Origin of the sequence: Aeromicrobium camelliae (assembly GCF_003850045.1) — a bacterium.
In the GTDB taxonomy this organism is placed as follows: domain Bacteria; phylum Actinomycetota; class Actinomycetes; order Propionibacteriales; family Nocardioidaceae; genus Aeromicrobium; species Aeromicrobium camelliae.
On the sequence record NZ_RQJX01000026.1, the window covers coordinates 1 to 19,407 of the forward strand.

Genomic DNA, 19,407 nt, shown 5'->3' on the forward strand with positions numbered 1-19,407 from the left:
CCGCGTGAGCGGGGATGATCCGTCCTTTTCGGCGCGAGACAGCACCTCGTCCCAGTGCTCCCCGCGTGAGCGGGGATGATCCCTCCCAGGGCCGCGCCATCGACGCCGGCGTCGTGTGCTCCCCGCGTGAGCGGGGATGATCCGCCACCCGCTCGGCCCAGGAGATGCGCGAGCAGGTGCTCCCCGCGTGAGCGGGGATGATCCCCGTCGTGACGACGTGTTGTAGTACACGCGGGGGTGCTCCCCGCGTGAGCGGGGATGATCCCCGACGACGCTGCTGGTCGAGCTTCCGACGCAAGTGCTCCCCGCGTGAGCGGGGATGATCCCCTCGTTCCCGGACTCTCAGCGAAAGTCATTCCGTGCTCCCCGCGTGAGCGGGGATGATCCCGGACGTCAGTACCTCGATGACGGCAGCAACTTGTGCTCCCCGCGTGAGCGGGGATGATCCCAATTCCCACCATTGGAAGGCTGAGAACAATGAGTGCTCCCCGCGTGAGCGGGGATGATCCGGTATACAAGCCGGTCCGGTACATGGGCAGCGCGTGCTCCCCGCGTGAGCGGGGATGATCCCACTGGCCGCACGTATGGCACGCCACTAACTAAGTGCTCCCCGCGTGAGCGGGGATGATCCGTTCGACGACGTCGGCAGGGTCGAACTCGCCGCGTGCTCCCCGCGTGAGCGGGGATGATCCCGTCGGCCAGGTGGGACAGGCTGGTCACACTGTGTGCTCCCCGCGTGAGCGGGGATGATCCCTACCCCGCCACGGTGGAGACTGTCAAATGCGAGTGCTCCCCGCGTGAGCGGGGATGATCCCATCTGCGCCAGGGACGCCGACAACGCGAACAGGTGCTCCCCGCGTGAGCGGGGATGATCCGTCCGGGAAGGACTGTCGAGAGTCGCAGACCGAGGTGCTCCCCGCGTGAGCGGGGATGATCCGGTGTCAAGCCTAGCGACGTTCTGGCACGTGGCGTGCTCCCCGCGTGAGCGGGGATGATCCCTAGTCGCAGCACGCCTAGCTATCGGTGCGCATGTGCTCCCCGCGTGAGCGGGGATGATCCGCCGAACAGATCGCGGCCGACATCAACGCGGGCGTGCTCCCCGCGTGAGCGGGGATGATCCCGTCGCGCGCTGAATAGCCGCGACCACGCCCCCGTGCTCCCCGCGTGAGCGGGGATGATCCCGGGGCAGTCGCCGTGCACGCCGAGAGTGTTCCCGGTGGTGTGACACGGGCTGCGTGCCTGAAGCCGTGAGTTCGCCGCCCACCGCGCACGCCAAACGCTGCCGCCGGGGCCTGGGCACTCTTCCGTAGGATGGGGCCTCGTGACCGATGCGCCGCAGACCCCTGAGACCGAGGACGACCTTCCCGAGCAGATGCGGGTGCGTCGCGAGAAGCGGCAGCGCATCCTCGACGCGGGTGACGACCCCTACCCGGTGACCGTCGAGCGCACGCACACCATCCGCGAGATCGTCGAGTCCTACGACGCCGAGGAGCTCGGCCCGGACCACCACAGCGGCGTGACCGTGGCCATCGCCGGCCGCGTCATCTTCCTGCGCAACACCGGCAAGCTCTGCTTCGTGCGGCTGCGCGAGGGCGACGGCACCGAGATCCAGGCCATGCTCTCGCTCGCGGAAGTCGGCGAGGAGCGGCTCGGCGAGTTCAAGCAGCTCGTCGACATCGGCGACCACCTGCAGGTCACCGGCGAGGTCATCACCAGCCGGCGCGGTGAGCTGTCGGTCATGGCGACCGCGTGGCGGCTGGCCGCCAAGACGATGCGCCCGCTGCCGGTCGAGCACAAGCCGCTGTCGGACGAGGCGCGCTCGCGCCTGCGCTACGTCGACCTCATCGTGCGGCCCGAGGCCCGCGAGAACGTCCGGGTCAAAGCGGCCGTCCTCAAGTCGATCCGCGCCACGCTGGACGAGCGCGGATACATCGAGGTCGAGACCCCGGTCCTGCAGCACACCAACGGCGGCGCCGCGGCCCGCCCGTTCGGCACGCACGTCAACGCCTTCGACGAGGACGCCCTGCTGCGCATCGCGCTCGAGCTCCACCTCAAGCGCGCGCTGGTCGGCGGCATCGACAAGGTGTACGAGATCGGCAAGACCTTCCGCAACGAGGGCGTCGACAACACCCACAACCCCGAGTTCATGATGCTCGAGGCCTACGAGGCGTACGGCAGCTACGACACGATGGCCGAGCTCACCCGCGACATCGTCGTCAACGCCGCCCGCGCCGTCGGCAAGACCGTCGTGCCCGCCCGCGACGGCGGAACGATCGACCTCGAGGCCCCCTGGCGCCGAGCCACCATCCACGAACTGGTCGCCGAGGCCACCGGCGCCGACGTCACCCCGACCACGAGCTACGACGACCTCGTCGCGCTCGCCGGACGGCACGACGTCGCACTGCAGGACCACTGGGGCGCGGGGGAGGTGCTGCTGGAGCTGTTCGAGAAGCTCGTCGAGCACACCCTCATCCAGCCCACGTTCGTGTGCGACTACCCCGAATCGGTCCGCCCGCTCGCCAAGCGGCACCGCTCGGTGCCCGGTCTCGTCGAGGCGTGGGACCTCATCATCAACGGCGTCGAGCTGTCCCCGGCCTACTCGGAGCTGAACGACCCCGTCATCCAGCGCGAGCGCCTCGAGGAGCAGGCGCGGCTCGCCGCGGCCGGCGACCCGGAAGCGATGGACGTCGACGAGGACTTCCTGCGCGCGCTGGAGTTCGGCATGCCGCCCGCGGGCGGCATGGGCCTCGGCGTGGACCGCCTCGTCATGCTGCTGCAGGGCATCGGCATCCGCGAGGCCATCCTCTTCCCGATCTCGCGTCGCGAATAGGACCGATTCCGCCCAGGGCGAACAGCGGAACACCCACGCGGGTGTGACAGTTGAGTTAAGCGTCTGGACAACCGAGCCGGGTCCATCGCCCGGCGACTAGACTTACACGAACAGTCCAGCAGAGGGGACGCCATGTTCGAGAGATTCACCGACCGGGCCCGACGGGTCGTGGTGCTTGCGCAGGAAGAAGCGCGCATGCTCAGCCACAACTACATCGGGACCGAGCACATCCTGCTCGGCCTCATCCACGAGGGCGAAGGCGTCGCTGCCAAGGCCCTGGAGAGCCTGGACATCTCGCTCGATGCCGTCCGCGGCCAGGTCGAGGACATGATCGGCCAGGGCCAGCAGGCACCGAGCGGCCATATTCCGTTCACACCGCGCGCCAAGAAGGTGCTCGAGCTCAGCCTCCGCGAGGCCTTGCAGCTCGGTCACACCTACATCGGCACCGAGCACATCCTGCTCGGCCTCATCCGCGAGGGTGAGGGCGTCGCAGCCCAGGTGCTCGTCAAGCTGGGCGCCGATCTCAACCGCGTGCGCCAGAAGGTCATCCAGCTGGTCAGCGGCTTCCAGGGCAAGGAGTCCGAGGCGGCCGGTACCGCGTCGGAGCCCGCCCCGGCGTCGTCGGCCGTGCTCGACCAGTTCGGCCGCAACCTGACCCAGGCGGCCCGCGAGGGCAAGCTCGACCCCGTCATCGGTCGCGACGACGAGGCCGAGCGCGTCATGCAGACGCTCAGCCGCCGCACCAAGAACAACCCCGTGCTCGTCGGCGAGCCCGGCGTCGGCAAGACCGCCGTCGTCGAGTCGCTGGCGCAGGACATCATCCGCGGCGACGTCCCCGAGACGCTCAAGGACAAGCAGATCTACACGCTTGACCTCGGTGCCCTCGTGGCTGGTTCGCGGTACCGCGGTGACTTCGAGGAGCGCCTCAAGAAGGTGCTCAAGGAGATCCGCACGCGCGGCGACATCATCTTGTTCATCGACGAGATCCACACCCTCGTGGGCGCGGGTGCCGCCGAGGGCGCGATCGACGCCGCCAGCATCCTCAAGCCGATGTTGGCCCGCGGTGAGCTGCAGACCATCGGCGCCACGACCCTCGACGAGTACCGCAAGCACTTCGAGAAGGATGCGGCCCTCAACCGCCGCTTCCAGCCGGTCATGGTCAACGAGCCGTCGGTGACCGACACCGTCGAGATCCTCAAGGGGCTCCGCGACCGGTACGAGGCGCACCACCGCGTCTCGATCACCGACGACGCCCTCTCGGCAGCGGCCACGATGGCCGACCGGTACATCTCGGACCGCTTCCTGCCCGACAAGGCGATCGACCTCATCGACGAGGCGGGCGCGCGTCTGCGCATCCGTCGTTCGGCCACGCCGCCGGAGTTCAAGGAGTTCGACGAGAAGATCGCCGACGTCCGCCGCCGCAAGGAGGGCGCGATCGACGCCCAGGACTTCGAACTCGCCGCCAGCCTGCGCGACGAGGAGAAGAAGCTCATCCACGCCAAGGCGGAGCGTGAGCGTGCCTGGAAGTCCGGCGACCTCGACTCCGTCGCGATCGTCGACGAGCACCTCATCGCCGAGGTCCTCGCCAAGGCGACCGGCATCCCCGTCGGCCAGCTCAGCGAGGAGGAGTCCACGCGTCTGCTCCACATGGAGGAGGAGCTGCACAAGCGGGTCATCGGTCAGGACGAGGCCATCAGGGCGCTGTCGCGGGCGATCCGTCGTACCCGTGCAGGCCTGAAGGACCCGAAGCGGCCGGGCGGTTCGTTCATCTTCGCCGGCCCCTCCGGTGTCGGTAAGACGTGGCTGTCCAAGGCGCTCGCGAACTTCCTGTTCGGTGACGACGACGCGCTGATCCAGCTCGACATGAGCGAGTTCAGCGAGAAGCACACCGTGTCGCGCCTGTTCGGTTCGCCTCCGGGCTACGTCGGCTACGACGAGGGCGGCCAGCTCACCGAGAAGGTGCGCCGCAAGCCGTTCAGCGTCGTGCTCTTCGACGAGATCGAGAAGGCCCACCCCGACATCTTCAACTCGCTGTTGCAGATCCTCGAGGAAGGCCACCTCACCGACGGTCAGGGTCGCGTCGTCAACTTCAAGAACGCCGTGATCATCATGACGACCAACCTCGGTGCGCGTGAGATCTCCAAGGGCGTCAACCTGGGCTTCGCCCAGGCCGGCGACGCCGTGGGCACGTACGAGCGGATGAAGGAGCGCGTCGCGACGGAGCTCAAGCAGCACTTCCGTCCGGAGTTCCTCAACCGTGTCGACGAGGTCGTCGTGTTCCCGCCGCTGACCCAGGACGAGATCCTGCAGATGGTGGACATGATGGTCGGTGCCCTGGAGCAGCGCCTGTCCGAGAAGGACATGAGCGTCGAGCTCACGACGGCCGCCAAGGAGAAGCTGGCCGAGCGCGGCTTCGATCCGGTGCTCGGTGCGCGCCCGCTGCGTCGCACCGTGCAGCGTGAGATCGAGGACGCCCTCGCCGAGAAGCTGCTCTACGGCGAGCTGCGGGCCGGTCAGATCGTCCTGGTCGACGTGGAGGGAGAGGGCGCCGACGCCCGCTTCACCTTCACCGGCACGGACAAGGCCGACCTCGAGCTCGAGGGCGTGCGGCCGGCCGTGGAGGCCGGTACGGGCGGCTCCGAGGAGTGATCCCGAACGAAGGGCGGTGACCTGAGGGTCACCGCCCTTCGTCGTGTCCGGGCAACGCGAAGACGTCGTCGTCGACGAGTTCGACGAGGCCGTCGTCCAGGAGCCCGGCGAGACAGCGGTCCCGTTGCGTGGCGTCGTCCCACACCGCGTCGAGGGCCGCCTTGGGAACGGGCGCGTGGGACTCGCGCAGCACCGCCATGAGGCGACCGCGCACCTGGCGGTCGGTCCCGTGCCACGTCTGGCCCTTCGGCTGTTCGCCTTGCGGGTAGCCGGCGGCACGCCACGCACAGCGGTCGGCGATCGGGCAGGCAGCGCAGCGCGGAGCGCGTGCCGTGCAGACGAGCGCGCCGAGTTCCATCGTCGCCGCCGCCCATTCATCGGCCCGGTCGGCCGGCATCAGTTCCTGACCGAGTCGGCGTTCGGCAGCCGTGACGGAGCGTGTCGGGTACTGCTCGCCGCGCACGACGCGCGTGAAGACGCGGCGGACGTTGGTGTCCAGCACCAGCACGCGGCGCCCGTACGCGAACGAGGCGATCGCCGCTGCGGTGTAGTCCCCGACTCCCGGCAGCTCGCGCAGCGCCTCGTAGGTGTCGGGGACGCGGCCCGCGTGCTGGTGGGCGATCGCCGTCGCCGCGGCGTGCAGCCGCAGTGCCCGGCGCGGATATCCCAGGCGGCCCCAGGCGCGTACGGCGTCGCCCGCGGTCGCGGCGGCGAGATCGGCGGGCGTGGGCCAGGTGGCCATCCACGCGTCGAACACCGGCAGCACCCGAGCGACGGGCGTCTGCTGCAGCATGAACTCCGAGACCAGGACGGACCACGGGTCCGGACGTTCGCCGTCGCGGCCACGCCAGGGCAGGTCGCGCCGGTGTTCGCCGAACCAGGCCAGGACGTCGTCGTGCAGTGAGCTCAGCTGTGGGTCCATGGCGCGTCGATCCTCTCACGCCAGGCAGAATCGGTAGCGTGGGACCGTGCCCCGAGGACCCTTGCCCGCAGAGATCTACTGGCGGCGCCGCCTACTCCTCCTGGCGCTGCTGATCGGCCTCGCCTGGCTCGTTCTCCAGATCGTCGGGTGGGTCAACGATCGCGACGAGCCGGCCGACGCCGCGACGCCAGCGCCCACGGCCGCGTCGACCGCATCCCCGACGCCCTCACCGGAACCGTCGCCCGAACCGACCGACCTCGTCCCGGTGGCCTTGCCGGCCGCCGAGGGTGCGTGCGCTCCCGAGAACATCCGGATCGTGCCATCGGTGGCCGACGGTCAGCCGGCGGGCGAGGCCGTCACCGTCGACCTGCTGGTCTCGACCGTGGACGGCTCCGGGTGCGTGCTCTCGCCGGAGGAGGCTCAGCTGCTCGTCATCATCTCCAGCGGCGGCACTCCGGTGTACGACTCGACGGTCTGCCGGCAGCCCTTCGTCACCGAGCCGATCGCGGTCCCCGAAGGCTGGGCCACGCAGGCGTCGGTGCAGTGGAGCGGTCGCGGGTCGGGCGCCACCTGTGGTGACGGCGAGGGCTTCGCCAACGCAGGGGAGTATGCGATTCAGCTCGGCACGCTGGGCGGTGAACCGGGCGAGGCGACGTTCCGTCTCGCCGAACCGCGTCCGCAGCCCGAGCCCGAGCCGCAGCCCGAAGGCGAGCCCGAACCGGAGCCGCAGCCCGAGGGCGAGCCCGAGCAGCCTCCTGCTCCGTGAGCGGGCGGCTGATCCTCGTCCACGGCGCGTCGAGCGCCGGCAAGAGCACGTTGTGCCGTGCCGCGCAGCGGGTCCTGCCAGCGCCGTTCTTGTACCACAGCCCCGACCTCTACTTCCGGGACGCGTTACCGCCCGGTTGGCGAGACCTACGGGACGGCTTCTTCGCCGCGTTCCACCGCACCTATCGCGTGTTCAGCGAGCAGGGCGTCGACGTCATCTCCGACTACATCATCGAGTCTCCCGAGGCGTTCGCCGAGTTGACGAGCGAGCTGGAGGGGATCGACGTGTTCTGGGTCGGCCTGCACACGCCGCTCGAGATGCTGGAGCAGCGCGAACGTGCGCGGGGCGACCGCCCCGTCGGCGATGCCCGGCGCGACCTTGAGACCGTGCACACGTTCCGTGCCTACGACCTCGACCTCGACGGAACGCCGCCCCCGGACGTGAACGCGCACCTCCTCGCCGAGAGCTGGCAGCGCAGGACCGGCGCTCAGACGTAACGTTCGAGGATGCTGGACTCTGCGAGACGCGACAGGCCTTCGCGCACCCCGCGGGCCCGGAGGTCGCCCACGCCCTCGACGGCCTGCAGGTCGTCGAGGCTGGCGGCGAGCAGTCGCTGCAGGGAGCCGAAGTGGGCGATGAGGCGCTCGACGACGGCGTTGGGAAGGCGCGGGATCCGGGCCAGCAGGCGGTAGCCGCGCGGGGACAGTGCCGCGTCGAGGCTGTCGGCATCGCCGATCCGCAGTGCGGTGGCGACCCGGCCGAGGTCGACGAGGTCGCTTGCGCTGACCGCGGCGAGATCGGACAGGACGTCGTCGGTTGTGAGTTTGCGCCGCGTCTGCGGCAGGTAGTCGCGGATGACGAGCGCGCGCTCGGCCTCGACACCACCGACGAGCTCGTCGAGCTGGAGCGCTAGCAGGCGGCCGTCGGTGCCGAGCTCCAGCACGAATCCGTCGATCTCGTTGGCGATACGCGTGACCATCTCCATGCGCTGTGCCACGGCCGCGACGTCGCGCACGGTCACGAGGTCCTCGATCTCGAGCGCCGAGAGCGCATCGGACACCTCGTCGAGGCGAGTGCGGTACCGCTCCAGCGTCTGCAGGGCCTGGTTGGCACGGCTGATGACGGTGGCCGTGCCCTCCAGCACGTACCGGGTCTCGCCGAGGTAGAGCGCGATGATGTGCATCGAGGCCGAGACGGAGATGACGGGGAAGCCGGTCTGCCGGGCGACGCGGTCGGCCGTGCGGTGCCGGGTGCCGGTCTCCTCGGTCGGGATCGTGGCGTCGGGCATGAGGTGCACGCCCGCGCGGAGGATGCGCGACGCCGTGGCGTCGACGATGATCGCGCCGTCCATCTTGGCCAGTTCCCGCAGTCCGGTGGCCGTGAACGGGACGTCGAGCACGAAACCGCCGGTGGAGATGGCCTCGACCTGCCGATCCATGCCGACGACGACCAGAGCACCGGTACGTCCACGGAGAATGCGCTCGAGGCCCTCGCGCAGTGCCGTGCCCGGAGCGACGGAGGCGAGGGCGCTGCGCAGGTCGCTGGACAGTGCCACGGGCACAGCCTACCGGCGGGTTGCGGCGATAGCGGCAGAGATGTGCGGAACGTCGACGATCGTCAGCTGACCGCGTACCGCGTCGAGCCCGTCTGTGCCCGCCGGCACGATCGCGTGGGTGAAGCCGATGCGCGCCGCTTCGCGCAACCGCGCCGCCGCGTTGCTGACGGGGCGAACCTCCCCGGCGAGGCCGACCTCGCCGATCGCGACGAGCTGCGCCGGCAGCGGAGCATCGGAGATGGCGGAGTACATCGCGAGCGCCGCCGCGAGATCGACGGCGGGCTCGTGCAGCCGGGCGCCGCCCACCGAGGCGGTGTAGACGTCGAACTTGCCGAGCGGGAGGCGCGCATGCTTGGTCAGCACCGCGAGCACCATGGCGATGCGCGAGGAATCCAGTCCACTGGACGTGCGACGCGGGGAGGGCGTGGTGGCGTCGACCGTGAGCGCCTGAACCTCGGCCAACAGGGGCCGGCGGCCCTCCATGGTGACCGTGATGCACGTGCCGGGCACCGGCCGCTCGTGCCGCGTGACGAACAGGCCGGTGGGGTCGGGCACCTCGACGATGCCGTGGTCGACCAGGTCGAAGCAGCCGATCTCGTCGACGGGGCCGAATCGGTTCTTGACCGCCCGCAGCAGTCGCAGGCGCGAGGTGCGATCGCCCTCGAACTGCAGGACGACGTCGACGAGGTGCTCGAGCACGCGGGGGCCGGCGACGGAGCCGTCCTTGGTGACGTGGCCGACCAGGAGGGTGGCGATGCCCTCGGCCTTGGCCCGCCCGATGACGGTCGTGGCGACCTCGCGCACCTGCGTGACGCCGCCCGGCACCCCCTCGATGTCCGCCGAGCCGATGGTCTGGACCGAGTCGACGATGAGCAGGCTGGGCTTGACCTCGTCGATGTGTGTGAGCAGCGCGCCGAGGTCGGTCTCCGCGGCGAGGAAGAGCTCGGGGTGCAGCGCCCCGGTGCGCTCGGCCCGCAGCCGCACCTGAGCTGCGGACTCCTCGCCCGACACGTACAGCGTGCGGCGCCCGGCGCGCGCCCACCGGGCGGCGACCTCGAGGAGCAATGTCGACTTGCCGACCCCCGGCTCGCCGGCCATCAGCATCACCGCGCCGGGGACGACGCCGCCGCCGAGGACGCGGTCGAGCTCGGCGATGCCCGAGCCGGTGGCCGACGCCGATTCGACGCCGATCTCGGTGATCGGCACGGCGGGGGCCGCGACGGGCGCAGCGCTCGTGCGGGCGGTGCGGGAGCCGCCTCCGGCGACGTCGACCGTGCCCCACGCCTGGCACTCGCCGCAGCGGCCGACCCACTTGCTCGTGGTCCAGCCGCACTCGGCGCAGGCGTACGCGGGCTTGGTCACTTTGGCCATGGCGTCAGCCTAGGCGCCTGGACCGACAGGGCTCAGATGCGGACGAGACCCTGGGGTGTGGAGAACTCCGCCACGGTGATGCCGGGAAGGGCGTGGGGAGCGACCCAGCGGACCTCGATCTGCTCGAGGGTCTTGATCGCGCCCTCGCCGAGCCAGTCCTCGACCCGCTCCGGGCTGCCGGCGATCTCCAGCGCGACCAGTGCGATGTCGGTCGGCGCCATCTGCGAGGGGTGCTCGGCCGGGTCGATCAGCCACTGCAGAACCTGGGGCAGCTGCGGATCGGCCTTCATCGAGCTGGTGCCGATCTGCATCCACTCGAGGTTGAAGCCGTCGGGGCGATGGCGGTTACCCGGCACCGCGTGGCGACCGATGCGGCGCTCGACGGGGGTGATGTCGTCGACGGCGATGCACCAGCCGAGCCAGCCGCCGCCCATCTCGGAGCGTGCGCGCACGGCCTGTCCGAACGCGGCCTTCTCGGCGGCGGGGTGCTCGAGTACCTCGACGACCTCGAGGTACTGGTGGTGGGTGAGCGGCAGGATCATGTTGCGTGTCCCGAAGCGCGGGTGCACGCCGCCGTCGAGGAACGGGGCGCCGAGGCGTTCGCTCAGCTCGGCGGTGGTCTCGGCGAGGCCGTTCGGCCCGACCGCGAAGGTCAGGTGGTCCAGGTGCATACGGCATTGTTACCGGCGCTTCGCCGGCCGCCGAGGCCAGGGTCGCCTCAGACGGGATCGGCGCGATGCGGCTGGGTGCGCCCCGCCGCCTCGAACCGTTCGCAGTGCCGGCGCAGGGCCTCGTACCCGTCCGCGCCCATCAGCGCGATGAGTTCGGGGCGATACGAGACGTAGACCGGATCGCGCCCCACGTGGGCCTCGGTGTTCGACGAGCAGTACCAGTCGAGGTGAGCCCCACCCGGTCCCCACCCCGCGCGGGTGTACTCGCCGATGGTGACCTCGGTGTAGACGGCGCCGTCCCCGGGGTCGACCTCGCGGAACTGCCGACGCAACGGCAGCTGCCAGCACACGTCCGGCTTGGTCTCGAGCGGTTCGAGCCCGATGGCGAGGGCGTGAGCGTGCAGCGCGCAGCCGTACCCGCCGGGGAACCCTGCCGAGTTGTGGAAGATGCAGGCGCCGTCGACGACCCGGGTCTTCAGCTCGCCCTCGTCATCGGTCTCGGTCCAGCCCCGCGCGTGCCCTTCGTCGTGCAGCTCCCACTCTGTCGGGTCGAGGCGCTCGGCGAAGGCGGCGACCCGGGCGACGTCCTCGTCGTCGCTGAAGTGCGCTCCCAGCGCGCAGCAGCCCGCGTCGGGCGAGGCGGAATCGATGCCCGGGCAGCCCTGGCCGAAGATGCACGTCCACCGCGAGGTGAGCCACGTGAGGTCGCAGCGGAAGCGCTCCGACGGATCGTCGGGATTCGCGAACTCGACGAACGAGCGGGGGAAGCCCAGGTCGATCTCCGGCATCGCACCACTGTAGGTCCGGGGAGGGTGCGAGACTACCGGTATGCGCATGGGTGTCCTCGACATCGGCTCCAACACGGGGCATCTGCTCATCGTCGACGCGTTCCGCGGCGGGCCGCCCGTGCCGGCGCACTCATTCAAGGAGCCGCTGCGTCTGGCCGAGCACCTCGACGCGGAGCAGCGGGTCAGCCCCGAAGGTATCGCCCGGCTCGTCAAGTACGCGGTGTCGGCGACCGACGAGGCGGCCGAGAAGGGGTGCGACACCGTGCTCGCCTTCGCGACGTCGGCGGTCCGCGACGCCGTCAACGCCGAGGAGGTCATCGCCGCGGTCAATGCCGCGACCCATCTCGACCTGCAGGTGCTGCCCGGCGAGGACGAGGCACGGCTGACCTTCCTCGCGGTGCGGCGCTGGTTCGGGTGGTCGTCGGGCCGTCTCGGCGTCTTCGACATCGGTGGGGGATCGCTCGAGCTCGCCGCGGGCTCCGACGAGCAGCCCGAGGTCGTGTCCTCCTTGCCGTTGGGGGCCGGCCGCCTCACCCGCGAGCGGCTCGACCAGGGGGTGTCCGTCCCGGAGCTGCGGCTGGCCGTGCGCCGCGAGATCGGTCAGGCCGCGGGCCCGCTGCTGCGCGGTGGCTCCTTCGATCGTGCTGTCGCCACGAGCAAGACGTTCCGGTCGCTCGCCCGCATGTGCGGCGCGGCCCCCTCGGCGGACGGTCCGTACGTGCGCCGCGTCTTCGCCCGTCAGCAGCTCTCCCGGCTGGTCGACGAGCTCGCGACCTGCTCGACCGAGGAGATCGCCGCGATGCCGGGCGTCTCCACCGATCGCGCTCACCAGATGCGGGCGGGGGCGGTGGTCGCGGAGGCGACGATGGACCTGTTCGGCGTCGAGGAGCTGGAGATCTGTCCGTGGGCGCTGCGCGAGGGCGTGCTCATCGAGTATCTGGACCACCTGTGATCGCCGCTGCGCTCACCCTCCTCGGACTAATCTGGGTGAAGTGAAGGACAGTCCGCCGATCACGGTGTCGCTCTCGACATCGTCGGTCTACCCCGACTCCACGGCCGCCGGTTTCGAGGCCGCGGCGCGTCTGGGTTACGACGCGGTCGAGGTCATGGTGGGCATCGACGAGCCGAGTACGGACATCGACGCGGTGCGGGCCCTCTCCGAGGAGCACGGCATCGCGGTCGGATCGGTGCACGCGCCGTGCCTGCTCCTCACTCAGCGCATCTGGGGACTCGAACCCTGGGGCAAACTCCACCGCAGCGCCGAGATGGCGCTCGAGCTGGGCGCCGAGATCGTCGTCGTGCACCCGCCCTTCCGGTGGCAGCGCGACTATGCGCGCGGCTTCGTCGAGGGCGTCGCCGAGTTGGAGGCGCAGTATGAGGGCATCGACTTCGCCGTCGAGAACATGTACCCCTGGCGCAGCGGCAAGCGCGAGTTTCAGGCGTACGCGCCCGGCTGGGACCCGATCCCCCAGGACTACGCGCACGTGACCCTCGACCTCTCCCACACGGCCACCGCTCAGGCCGACCCGATCGCGATGGCCCGCGAACTCGGCCCCCGCCTGCGCCACATCCACCTCGCCGACGGCACCGGCACCGGAAAGGACGAGCACCTCGTCCCCGGCCGGGGCACCCAGCCCTGCGCCGACTTCCTCGAGGAACTCGCCGGGACGGGCTTCGACGGTCAGGTCGTCGTGGAGATCAGCACCCGCAAGGCCGCCGACGCCGAAGCCCGCGAGAACGACCTGCTCGAGGCGCTCGCGTACGCGCGGCTTCACGCCGTCGCGTTGCCGTCCTGACGTGCCAGACGGTTGGCGAGCAGCGTGCAGGTGATGAGCTGCAGCTGGTGGTAGGCCATGAGCGGCAGAATCAGCAGCGCGACCTGATGCGGCGGCAGGAGCACGGTCGCCATCGGCAGCCCGGAGGCGAGCGACTTGTTCGAGCCGCAGAACAGGATCGCGATGCGCTGGGGCCGCTCGTACGGGCGGGCCAGGAGCGCGGCGATGCTCAGCCCGAAGACGAGCAGCGACGCGACGACGACCAGCAGGATCGCGCCGTCCACCCAGCTCACGGCCGACCAGACACCGGCGTTGGTGCCGCTGGAGAACGCGACGTAGACGACGAAGAGGATGCTGCCCCGGTCGTACCGCTTGAGCAGGCGGTCGCGGCGGGCCACGAAATCGCCGACCCACCACCGCCGTAGGACCTGGGCGAGCAGGAACGGGACGAGCAGGAGCCCGACGATGCGCGCCACGGACCCGAGCGTCACGTGGGTGTCGCCGCCGAGCAGCACCGCGACGAGCAGCGGCGTGATGAGGACGCCGAGCAGGTTCGACAGCGACGCCGCCACGACCGCGACCGCCCGGTCGCCGCCGGCGATGCCGGTGAACGCGACGGAACCCTGCACGGTCGACGGCACGAGGCACAGCAGCAGCACGCCGGAGGCCAGGGGAGCGGACCACCACGCCGCAGCGGCACGCTCGACCGCCAGGCCGAGCACGGGGAACAGGACGAAGGTGATCGCGAGGATCACCAGGTGCACGCGCCATCGGGCGGCGCCCGCCACCGCTTCGGCGGTCGAGAGACGAGCGCCGTAGAGGAAGAACAGTCCGGCGATCACCGCCATGGAGAGCACCTGGACGGCGTCGAGGACGCGGCCCTGGGCCGGCAACAGCGCCCCCGTGACGGCCACTGCGAGCAGGGCGACGATGAAGGGGTCCAGCCGAAGGCGCACGGGGTGAGACTAGTCTCAGGGCATGAGCACTCTCACCTCCGGATTGCGGGTTGCGGTGATCGGCGGTGGCGTGATGGGCGAAACCCTCATCGCCGCGTTGCGGTCGGCGGGAGTCGAGTACGTGACAGTGAGCGAGCCGCGCGCCGAGCGAGCCGCGGAACTCACCGAACGCCATGGCATCGAGAGCGCGGATTCGCCCCAGGCGGTGGCGGGCGCCAACGTGGTCATCCTCGCGGTCAAGCCCCACCACATCGCCGATGCGGTGCAGCAGATCGCCGACGACGTGCGCTCCGACGCGGTCGTCGTCTCCGTCGCCGCGGGCATCACGACGGCCTCCATCGAGTCCGGACTCCATGACGGGGTCGCCGTCGTGCGCGCCATGCCCAACACTCCGGCGGTCATCGGCCAGGGCATGTTCGGTGTCTCGCCGGGGAGCAGCGTCAGCGCCGAGCAGCTCGGTCTCGTCGTCGAGCTGCTGAGCACGGCGGGCAAGGTCGTGGTCGTCGACGAGTCGCAGCAGGATGCCGTCACGGCCGTCTCCGGCTCCGGACCTGCGTACCTGTTCTACCTGGCCGAGGCGATGATCGACGGCGGTGTCGCGGCCGGGCTCGACGCGCAGACGGCGCGCGAACTCACGCAGCAGACATTGGTGGGCGCGGCGGCGCTCCTGGCGGGCTCGGAGGAGTCGCCCGAGGAGCTGCGCCGGCAGGTCACCTCGCCGAACGGCACCACGTACGCCGCCACCACGACCTTCGATGAGAAGGGAGCGGGCGCGGCCCTGAGGGCGGGCGTCGCCGCGGCGGCCGCCCGGGCCCGGGAGCTGGCCGGATGAGCGAGCAGGGCCGGGCCTGCGTCGTCTTCGACGACCACCTGACCGACTACGACTTCGGACCGTCGCACCCCATGGCGCCGGTCCGCGTCAAGCTGACGATGCAGCTCGCCCGCGAACTCGGGGTGCTCGACCAGCTCGACATCGTGGGAGCCCGTCCCTGTTCCGAGGACGACCTCGCGCTCGTCCACACCCCGCAGTACATCGAGCGGGTCCTCAAGCTCAGCAAGCACCCCACGCACGCCGACCTCACGATCGGCCTCGGCGGCGACGACAACCCGGTGTTCGCGGGCATGCATGAGGCGAGTTCGCTCATCGCCGGTGCGAGTGTCGAGGCCGCGCGCCTGGTGTGGACGGGCGAGCGGTCACGGGCCATCAACGTCAGCGGCGGGCTCCATCACGCCATGCCCGGCCGGGCGAGCGGCTTCTGCATCTACAACGACATCGCCATGGCCATCCGCTGGCTGCTCGATCACGGCGCTCAGAAGATCGCCTACATCGACGTCGACGCCCACCACGGCGACGGCGTGCAGGCCATGTTCTACCACGATCCCCGCGTCCTGACGGTGTCCCTGCACGAGTCCCCGCAGACGCTGTTCCCCGGCACCGGGTACTCCACCGAGGTGGGCGCGAAGGGCGCCGAGGGGTCGGCCGTCAACGTCCCGCTGCCGCCAGGCACGTCGGACGCGGGCTGGCTGCGCGCGTTCCACGCGGTCGTCCCGCCGCTCATCCGCGAATTCGCCCCCGACATCATCGTCAGCCAGCACGGTTGCGACTCCCACATGGACGATCCGCTCACCAACCTCATGCTGAGCGTGGACGGTCAGCGTGCCTCCTATCTGGCGGTCCGCGACCTCGCGGAGGAGCTGACCGGCGGCAAGTGGATCGCCACCGGTGGCGGCGGTTACGCGGTCGTGGACGTCGTCCCGCGGGCGTGGGCGCATCTGCTGTCGATCGTCGCCGGTAGGCCGCTGGATCCCGAGACGCCGACGCCCAGCCAGTGGCGCGCGGACGTCGAACGCCTGCGGGGACAGCCGGCACCGTCGCGGATGACCGACGGGCGGCATGCGCGGTTCCGCCCCTGGGAAGAGGGCTACGACCCAGCGAGCTGGCTGGACCGCTCGATCCAAGCCACGCGCACCGAGGCGTTCCCGCTCAACGGGCTCGACCCCACGCTCTGAGGCGTCATTCCCGCGCGCGGCGGGTCTCGCGGTCGTTGGCTTTGCGCAGGGCGTCGACCAGTTCGTCCTTGGACATCCGCGAGCGCCCCGGGACGTCCAGCTGCTGCGCGAGTTCGTACAGGTGCTGCTTCGAGGCGTTCGCGTCGACACCGCCGGCGGTCTCGCGGTCGGTGTCGTAGCCGCCCTCGGCCTGGCGGTCCGAGGGGCCGTTCTCCTCCTTGGGCTGCCAGCGGTCGCCGACCTTCTCGTGCGTGTGCTTGAGCGCGGCGTAGGCGACGCGGTAGGCCCGCTCCTCGTCGCCGTACTCCTCCATCGCGGAGTCGTGCGCGGCGGCGAACGTCCGCTGTGCCTTGGCGTCGGACCGCTGCAGGGTCGAGGGGAGTTCGTCGCGGCGGGCCTTGCCCGTTCGTGTCGTCTTCGGCATGTCGACCTCCTGCCCCCATCATCACCGCGCCCCTGCACCGACGCCTCCCGGCCGCTCGCTGCGTGGACGAGTTCGACTCACACCTTTCACTCGGGCCCCAGCACCCACTAGGCTCGATGGCACGCACGCGCGGACTCTCCGGTGGGGAAGCCGGAGAGCGCGCGTGTCCCCCCGAAGGTTGGTGACCACCGATGGCGAAAGAACCCGACTTCCTCACCGTGGCTGAGGTTGCCGAGCGCATGCGCGTGTCGAAGATGACCGTGTACCGCCTCGTGCACTCCGGTGAGTTGGAGGCCGTCCGCGTGGGACGGTCCTTCCGCGTGAGCGAGCAGGCGCTGAGCGACTATCTGGAGAAGTCCTTCTACCAGGCCGGATGAGCCGGGATTCGCGCTGCGTCGTATCCTGGAGCGATCGTCCTGTACCTCAGTAACCGAAGGTGAATCCGTGGGTTCTGTCATCAAGAAGCGCCGCAAGCGCATGTCGAAGAAGAAGCACCGCAAGATGCTCAAGCGCACGCGAGTGCAGCGCCGCCGCCTGGGTAAGTAAGTCGCGATGAGCAGGGTCGTCCTCGTCACGGGTGTCGCCGATGGTGCGGTGGCTCGGACGGCCCGGCTGATCGCCGACCGCGGCGTCGAGGTCGGCATCGAGAAAGTCGTCGGTGTCGACACCACCTTGCCGACCCATGAGTTGGGCAAGGTCAAGTTCATCAGGGCGGACGTCCGCACCCCCGTCATCGGCAAGGTCCTCGCGGTCGAGGACGTCGACACGGTGGTGCATCTGGGCGTCGCGCCCGCCTCGAGTCGATTCAAGTCGACCAAAGAGCTCAACGTCATCGGCACGATGCAGGTGCTCGCCGCGTGCCAGCGCAGCGAGACGCTGCGCAAGTTCGTGCTCGGCTCGTCCACGGCCGTCTACGGCACCTCGCCCCGCGATCCCGCGGTCTGGACCGAGTCCGGGACGGCCCGCGGCGGAACACGCAGTGGTTATCCCAAGGACGTCGTCGAGGTCGAGGGGTACGTGCGCGGATTCGCCCGTCGCCGCCCCGACGTCATCGTGACGACGTTGCGCATGGCGCAGATCCTCTCGCCGCGCTCGACGGCGCCGCTCGCCGCGTACTTCCGCGGCCCGGTGCTGCCGGGCGTGCTGGGCTTCGATCCGCGGCTGCAGTTCCTTCACCTTGCCGACGCCATGGAGGTCGTCCGGCTCGCGGCCGCCCACGATCGTCCCGGCACCTTCAACATCGCCGGCGACGGCGTCATGCTGCTGTCGCAGTGCGCGCGCATCCTCGGACGTCCGGTCGCGCCGCTTCCGCCGGTCGCTCTCGGCGCGGCGTTCGCGCGTTTCGCGCGCGTCATGGGGACCGAGATCAGTCCTGATCTGCACCGCCTGCTGACCTACGGTCGGGTCGTCGACACCACGGCGCTGCGCCACATCTTCGGGTACGAGCCGCGGCACACCACACGCGAGACCTTCGAGTCCTTCGCGGCTGCCCTGCGGCCCGGTCTACTGCATCTGGGGGTGCCGCGGTGAACGACGACTTACGCACGATCGGCTCGTCCGGCAAGCCCGGTCGCGGCAACCGCTCCACCTCCCCGTCCGCGGCGGCCCGGTCGCTCGCCGGCTCGGGCACGCCCCGCCGTCCCCCGAAGAAGCGCCAGATCCCCGAGCCGCAGGAGTCGCCGCGTTTGCGCGCGGTCACCGACGAGGACGCCGCGGCGGCAGCGGCCGCCGCTGAGGAGGCCGCCCAGGCGTCGCGTGCCCAGCGCGCGGCGACCGGCGCCGACGAGCAGGAGGAACCGGGCCTCGACGACCTGCTCGATGCGCTCCTGGGCGGGGCGAGCCGGCTGCTCGGCGACGACTGGGAGGACCGCTTCCTGCGAATCGCCGGCGGACTTCGTCACCGTCTGTCCGGCGACTACGCGGTCGACGAATTCGGTTACGACCCCGAGGTCGTCGCGCTGCTGGAGCACGTCATCGAACCGCTCGCCGAGACGTGGTTCCGTCTCCAGGTGCGCGGGATCGAGAACATCCCGGCCGAAGGCGGGGCGCTGCTCGTCGGCAACCACTCGGGCACCATCCCGCTCGACGGGCTCATCACCGGGTACGCCGTGCGGCGCTACGCGCATCGTGCGCTGCGTCCGTTGGCGGCCGACCTCGTGTTCGCGTTGCCGTTCGTGAGCCAGATGGCCCGCAAGCTCGGTGCCACCCTCGCGTGTGCTGAGGACGCCGAGCGGCTGCTGCAGAGCGGTGAGCTCGCGGGCGTGTGGCCCGAGGGCTTCAAAGGCGTCGGCAAGCCGTACAGCGAGCGCTACAAGCTGCAGCGGTTCGGTCGCGGCGGCTTCGTGTCGGCCGCGATGCGCGCGCAGGTGCCGATCATCCCGGTCTCGCTCGTGGGCGCGGAGGAGAGCTACCCGCTGATCGGCAACGTCCCGTCGCTGGCCCGACTCCTCGGGCTGCCGTACCTCCCGATCACTCCGTTCTTTCCCTGGCTCGGCCCGCTGGGCATGGTGCCGCTGCCGAGCAAGTGGATCATCGAGTTCGGCGAGCCGATCCGTACGGACGCCTATCCGGCCGAGGCGGCCGACGACCCGATGCTGCTGTTCAACGTCACCGACCAGGTGCGCGAGACGATCCAGCAGACGCTCTACTCGCTCCTCGTGGAGCGCGGCAACCCGTTCGTGTGAGAGCGG

Annotated in this window: 19 protein-coding genes and 1 CRISPR repeat array; of the genes, 12 read left to right on the forward strand and 7 right to left on the reverse strand. The window is 70.4% G+C overall.

What is annotated here, in order from left to right; genetic code table 11:
• Window positions 1-54 precede the first annotated feature (54 nt).
• A CRISPR array of direct repeats spans window positions 55-1,181; the repeat unit is 28 nt; unit sequence GTGCTCCCCGCGTGAGCGGGGATGATCC.
• 191 nt (window positions 1,182-1,372) lie between these two features.
• The gene (gene lysS, locus EHW97_RS14440; RefSeq protein ID WP_124237900.1) at window positions 1,373-2,830 is read left to right on the forward strand and encodes a lysine--tRNA ligase; all 1,458 of its coding nucleotides are present in this window, start codon (window positions 1,373-1,375) and stop codon (window positions 2,828-2,830) included.
• Window positions 2,831-2,962: 132 nt separating this feature from the next.
• Window positions 2,963-5,479 (forward strand): ATP-dependent Clp protease ATP-binding subunit, encoded by a 2,517-nt coding sequence (locus EHW97_RS14445; RefSeq protein WP_124237877.1) that lies wholly within the window; start codon window positions 2,963-2,965, stop codon window positions 5,477-5,479.
• A gap of 28 nt (window positions 5,480-5,507) precedes the next feature.
• On the opposite strand, the gene EHW97_RS14450 is transcribed toward EHW97_RS14445, so the two are convergent.
• Complete coding sequence (locus EHW97_RS14450; protein WP_124237878.1) at window positions 5,508-6,401, reverse strand: HhH-GPD family protein; 894 nt, start codon at window positions 6,399-6,401, stop codon at window positions 5,508-5,510.
• Between the two features lie 46 nt (window positions 6,402-6,447).
• Here EHW97_RS14450 and EHW97_RS15420 point away from each other — a divergent pair, with 46 nt between their 5' ends.
• Together EHW97_RS15420 and EHW97_RS14460 are read left to right on the forward strand one after the other, a co-directional pair.
• A complete protein-coding gene (locus EHW97_RS15420; RefSeq protein WP_166367528.1) occupies window positions 6,448-7,167 on the forward strand; it encodes a hypothetical protein in 720 nt (239 codons plus the stop codon).
• The gene (locus EHW97_RS14460) at window positions 7,164-7,664 is read left to right on the forward strand and encodes a chloramphenicol phosphotransferase CPT family protein (RefSeq protein WP_124237879.1); all 501 of its coding nucleotides are present in this window, start codon (window positions 7,164-7,166) and stop codon (window positions 7,662-7,664) included. Before EHW97_RS15420 ends, EHW97_RS14460 begins: the two co-directional genes overlap by 4 nt.
• On the opposite strand, the gene disA is transcribed toward EHW97_RS14460, so the two are convergent.
• From disA to EHW97_RS14480, 4 genes are read right to left on the reverse strand one after another with little or no spacing between them, the layout of a single operon-like run.
• Window positions 7,655-8,722, reverse strand: a complete 1,068-nt coding sequence (gene disA / locus EHW97_RS14465) for a DNA integrity scanning diadenylate cyclase DisA (RefSeq protein WP_465252547.1) — start codon at window positions 8,720-8,722, stop codon at window positions 7,655-7,657. The genes EHW97_RS14460 and disA overlap by 10 nt on opposite strands.
• A gap of 9 nt (window positions 8,723-8,731) precedes the next feature.
• Window positions 8,732-10,093, reverse strand: a complete 1,362-nt coding sequence (gene radA / locus EHW97_RS14470) for a DNA repair protein RadA (protein WP_124237881.1) — start codon at window positions 10,091-10,093, stop codon at window positions 8,732-8,734.
• 32 nt (window positions 10,094-10,125) lie between these two features.
• Entirely contained in the window at window positions 10,126-10,764 is a 639-nt protein-coding gene (locus EHW97_RS14475; protein WP_124237882.1) for a VOC family protein, read from the reverse strand.
• Between the two features lie 47 nt (window positions 10,765-10,811).
• Window positions 10,812-11,552 (reverse strand): DUF3109 family protein, encoded by a 741-nt coding sequence (locus EHW97_RS14480; RefSeq protein WP_124237883.1) that lies wholly within the window; start codon window positions 11,550-11,552, stop codon window positions 10,812-10,814.
• Window positions 11,553-11,592: 40 nt separating this feature from the next.
• On the opposite strand from EHW97_RS14480, the gene EHW97_RS14485 reads away from it, so the two are divergent.
• Together EHW97_RS14485 and EHW97_RS14490 are read left to right on the forward strand one after the other, a co-directional pair.
• Complete coding sequence (locus EHW97_RS14485; RefSeq protein WP_124237884.1) at window positions 11,593-12,504, forward strand: Ppx/GppA family phosphatase; 912 nt, start codon at window positions 11,593-11,595, stop codon at window positions 12,502-12,504.
• Window positions 12,505-12,544: 40 nt separating this feature from the next.
• A complete protein-coding gene (locus tag EHW97_RS14490) occupies window positions 12,545-13,348 on the forward strand; it encodes a sugar phosphate isomerase/epimerase family protein (RefSeq protein ID WP_124237885.1) in 804 nt (267 codons plus the stop codon).
• On the opposite strand, the gene EHW97_RS14495 is transcribed toward EHW97_RS14490, so the two are convergent.
• Window positions 13,324-14,283, reverse strand: coding sequence for a bile acid:sodium symporter family protein (locus EHW97_RS14495; RefSeq protein WP_124237886.1), 960 nt, complete (start codon window positions 14,281-14,283; stop codon window positions 13,324-13,326). The two genes, EHW97_RS14490 and EHW97_RS14495, sit on opposite strands and share 25 nt — an antisense overlap.
• A 22-nt stretch (window positions 14,284-14,305) precedes the next feature.
• Between EHW97_RS14495 and proC the strand changes: the two genes are divergently transcribed.
• Together proC and EHW97_RS14505 are read left to right on the forward strand one after the other, a co-directional pair.
• Complete coding sequence (gene proC / locus EHW97_RS14500) at window positions 14,306-15,115, forward strand: pyrroline-5-carboxylate reductase (protein ID WP_124237887.1); 810 nt, start codon at window positions 14,306-14,308, stop codon at window positions 15,113-15,115.
• On the forward strand, window positions 15,112-16,293 hold the full coding sequence (locus EHW97_RS14505) for an acetoin utilization protein AcuC (RefSeq protein ID WP_124237888.1): 1,182 nt from the start codon (window positions 15,112-15,114) through the stop codon (window positions 16,291-16,293). The genes proC and EHW97_RS14505 overlap by 4 nt, the downstream gene beginning before the upstream one ends.
• 4 nt (window positions 16,294-16,297) lie before the next feature.
• On the opposite strand, the gene EHW97_RS14510 is transcribed toward EHW97_RS14505, so the two are convergent.
• Window positions 16,298-16,717, reverse strand: a complete 420-nt coding sequence (locus EHW97_RS14510; protein ID WP_124237889.1) for a ChaB family protein — start codon at window positions 16,715-16,717, stop codon at window positions 16,298-16,300.
• A 191-nt stretch (window positions 16,718-16,908) separates the two neighbouring features.
• Between EHW97_RS14510 and EHW97_RS14515 the strand changes: the two genes are divergently transcribed.
• From EHW97_RS14515 to EHW97_RS14530, 4 genes are all read left to right on the forward strand, one after another.
• Entirely contained in the window at window positions 16,909-17,094 is a 186-nt protein-coding gene (locus EHW97_RS14515) for a helix-turn-helix domain-containing protein (protein ID WP_121793978.1), read from the forward strand.
• A gap of 67 nt (window positions 17,095-17,161) precedes the next feature.
• Window positions 17,162-17,263, forward strand: a complete 102-nt coding sequence (locus EHW97_RS14520; protein ID WP_019143756.1) for a 30S ribosomal protein bS22 — start codon at window positions 17,162-17,164, stop codon at window positions 17,261-17,263.
• A 6-nt stretch (window positions 17,264-17,269) separates the two neighbouring features.
• A complete protein-coding gene (locus EHW97_RS14525; protein ID WP_124237890.1) occupies window positions 17,270-18,247 on the forward strand; it encodes an NAD-dependent epimerase/dehydratase family protein in 978 nt (325 codons plus the stop codon).
• On the forward strand, window positions 18,244-19,401 hold the full coding sequence (locus tag EHW97_RS14530) for a lysophospholipid acyltransferase family protein (protein ID WP_124237891.1): 1,158 nt from the start codon (window positions 18,244-18,246) through the stop codon (window positions 19,399-19,401). The genes EHW97_RS14525 and EHW97_RS14530 overlap by 4 nt, the downstream gene beginning before the upstream one ends.
• Window positions 19,402-19,407: the final 6 nt, after the last annotated feature.

Excerpts from the sequence above, each read along its gene's own strand:
- lysS (WP_124237900.1), top strand. The coding sequence starts at position 1,373 with ATGCGGGTGCGTCGCGAGAAGCGGCAGCGCATCCTCGACGCGGGTGAC.
- EHW97_RS14445 (WP_124237877.1), top strand. The coding sequence starts at position 2,963 with ATGTTCGAGAGATTCACCGACCGGGCCCGACGGGTCGTGGTGCTTGCG.
- EHW97_RS14450 (WP_124237878.1), bottom strand. The coding sequence starts at position 6,401 with ATGGACCCACAGCTGAGCTCACTGCACGACGACGTCCTGGCCTGGTTC.
- radA (WP_124237881.1), bottom strand. The coding sequence starts at position 10,093 with ATGGCCAAAGTGACCAAGCCCGCGTACGCCTGCGCCGAGTGCGGCTGG.
- EHW97_RS14475 (WP_124237882.1), bottom strand. The coding sequence starts at position 10,764 with ATGCACCTGGACCACCTGACCTTCGCGGTCGGGCCGAACGGCCTCGCC.
- EHW97_RS14480 (WP_124237883.1), bottom strand. The coding sequence starts at position 11,552 with ATGCCGGAGATCGACCTGGGCTTCCCCCGCTCGTTCGTCGAGTTCGCG.
- EHW97_RS14485 (WP_124237884.1), top strand. The coding sequence starts at position 11,593 with ATGCGCATGGGTGTCCTCGACATCGGCTCCAACACGGGGCATCTGCTC.
- proC (WP_124237887.1), top strand. The coding sequence starts at position 14,306 with ATGAGCACTCTCACCTCCGGATTGCGGGTTGCGGTGATCGGCGGTGGC.
- EHW97_RS14505 (WP_124237888.1), top strand. The coding sequence starts at position 15,112 with ATGAGCGAGCAGGGCCGGGCCTGCGTCGTCTTCGACGACCACCTGACC.
- EHW97_RS14510 (WP_124237889.1), bottom strand. The coding sequence starts at position 16,717 with ATGCCGAAGACGACACGAACGGGCAAGGCCCGCCGCGACGAACTCCCC.
- EHW97_RS14515 (WP_121793978.1), top strand. The coding sequence starts at position 16,909 with ATGGCGAAAGAACCCGACTTCCTCACCGTGGCTGAGGTTGCCGAGCGC.
- EHW97_RS14525 (WP_124237890.1), top strand. The coding sequence starts at position 17,270 with ATGAGCAGGGTCGTCCTCGTCACGGGTGTCGCCGATGGTGCGGTGGCT.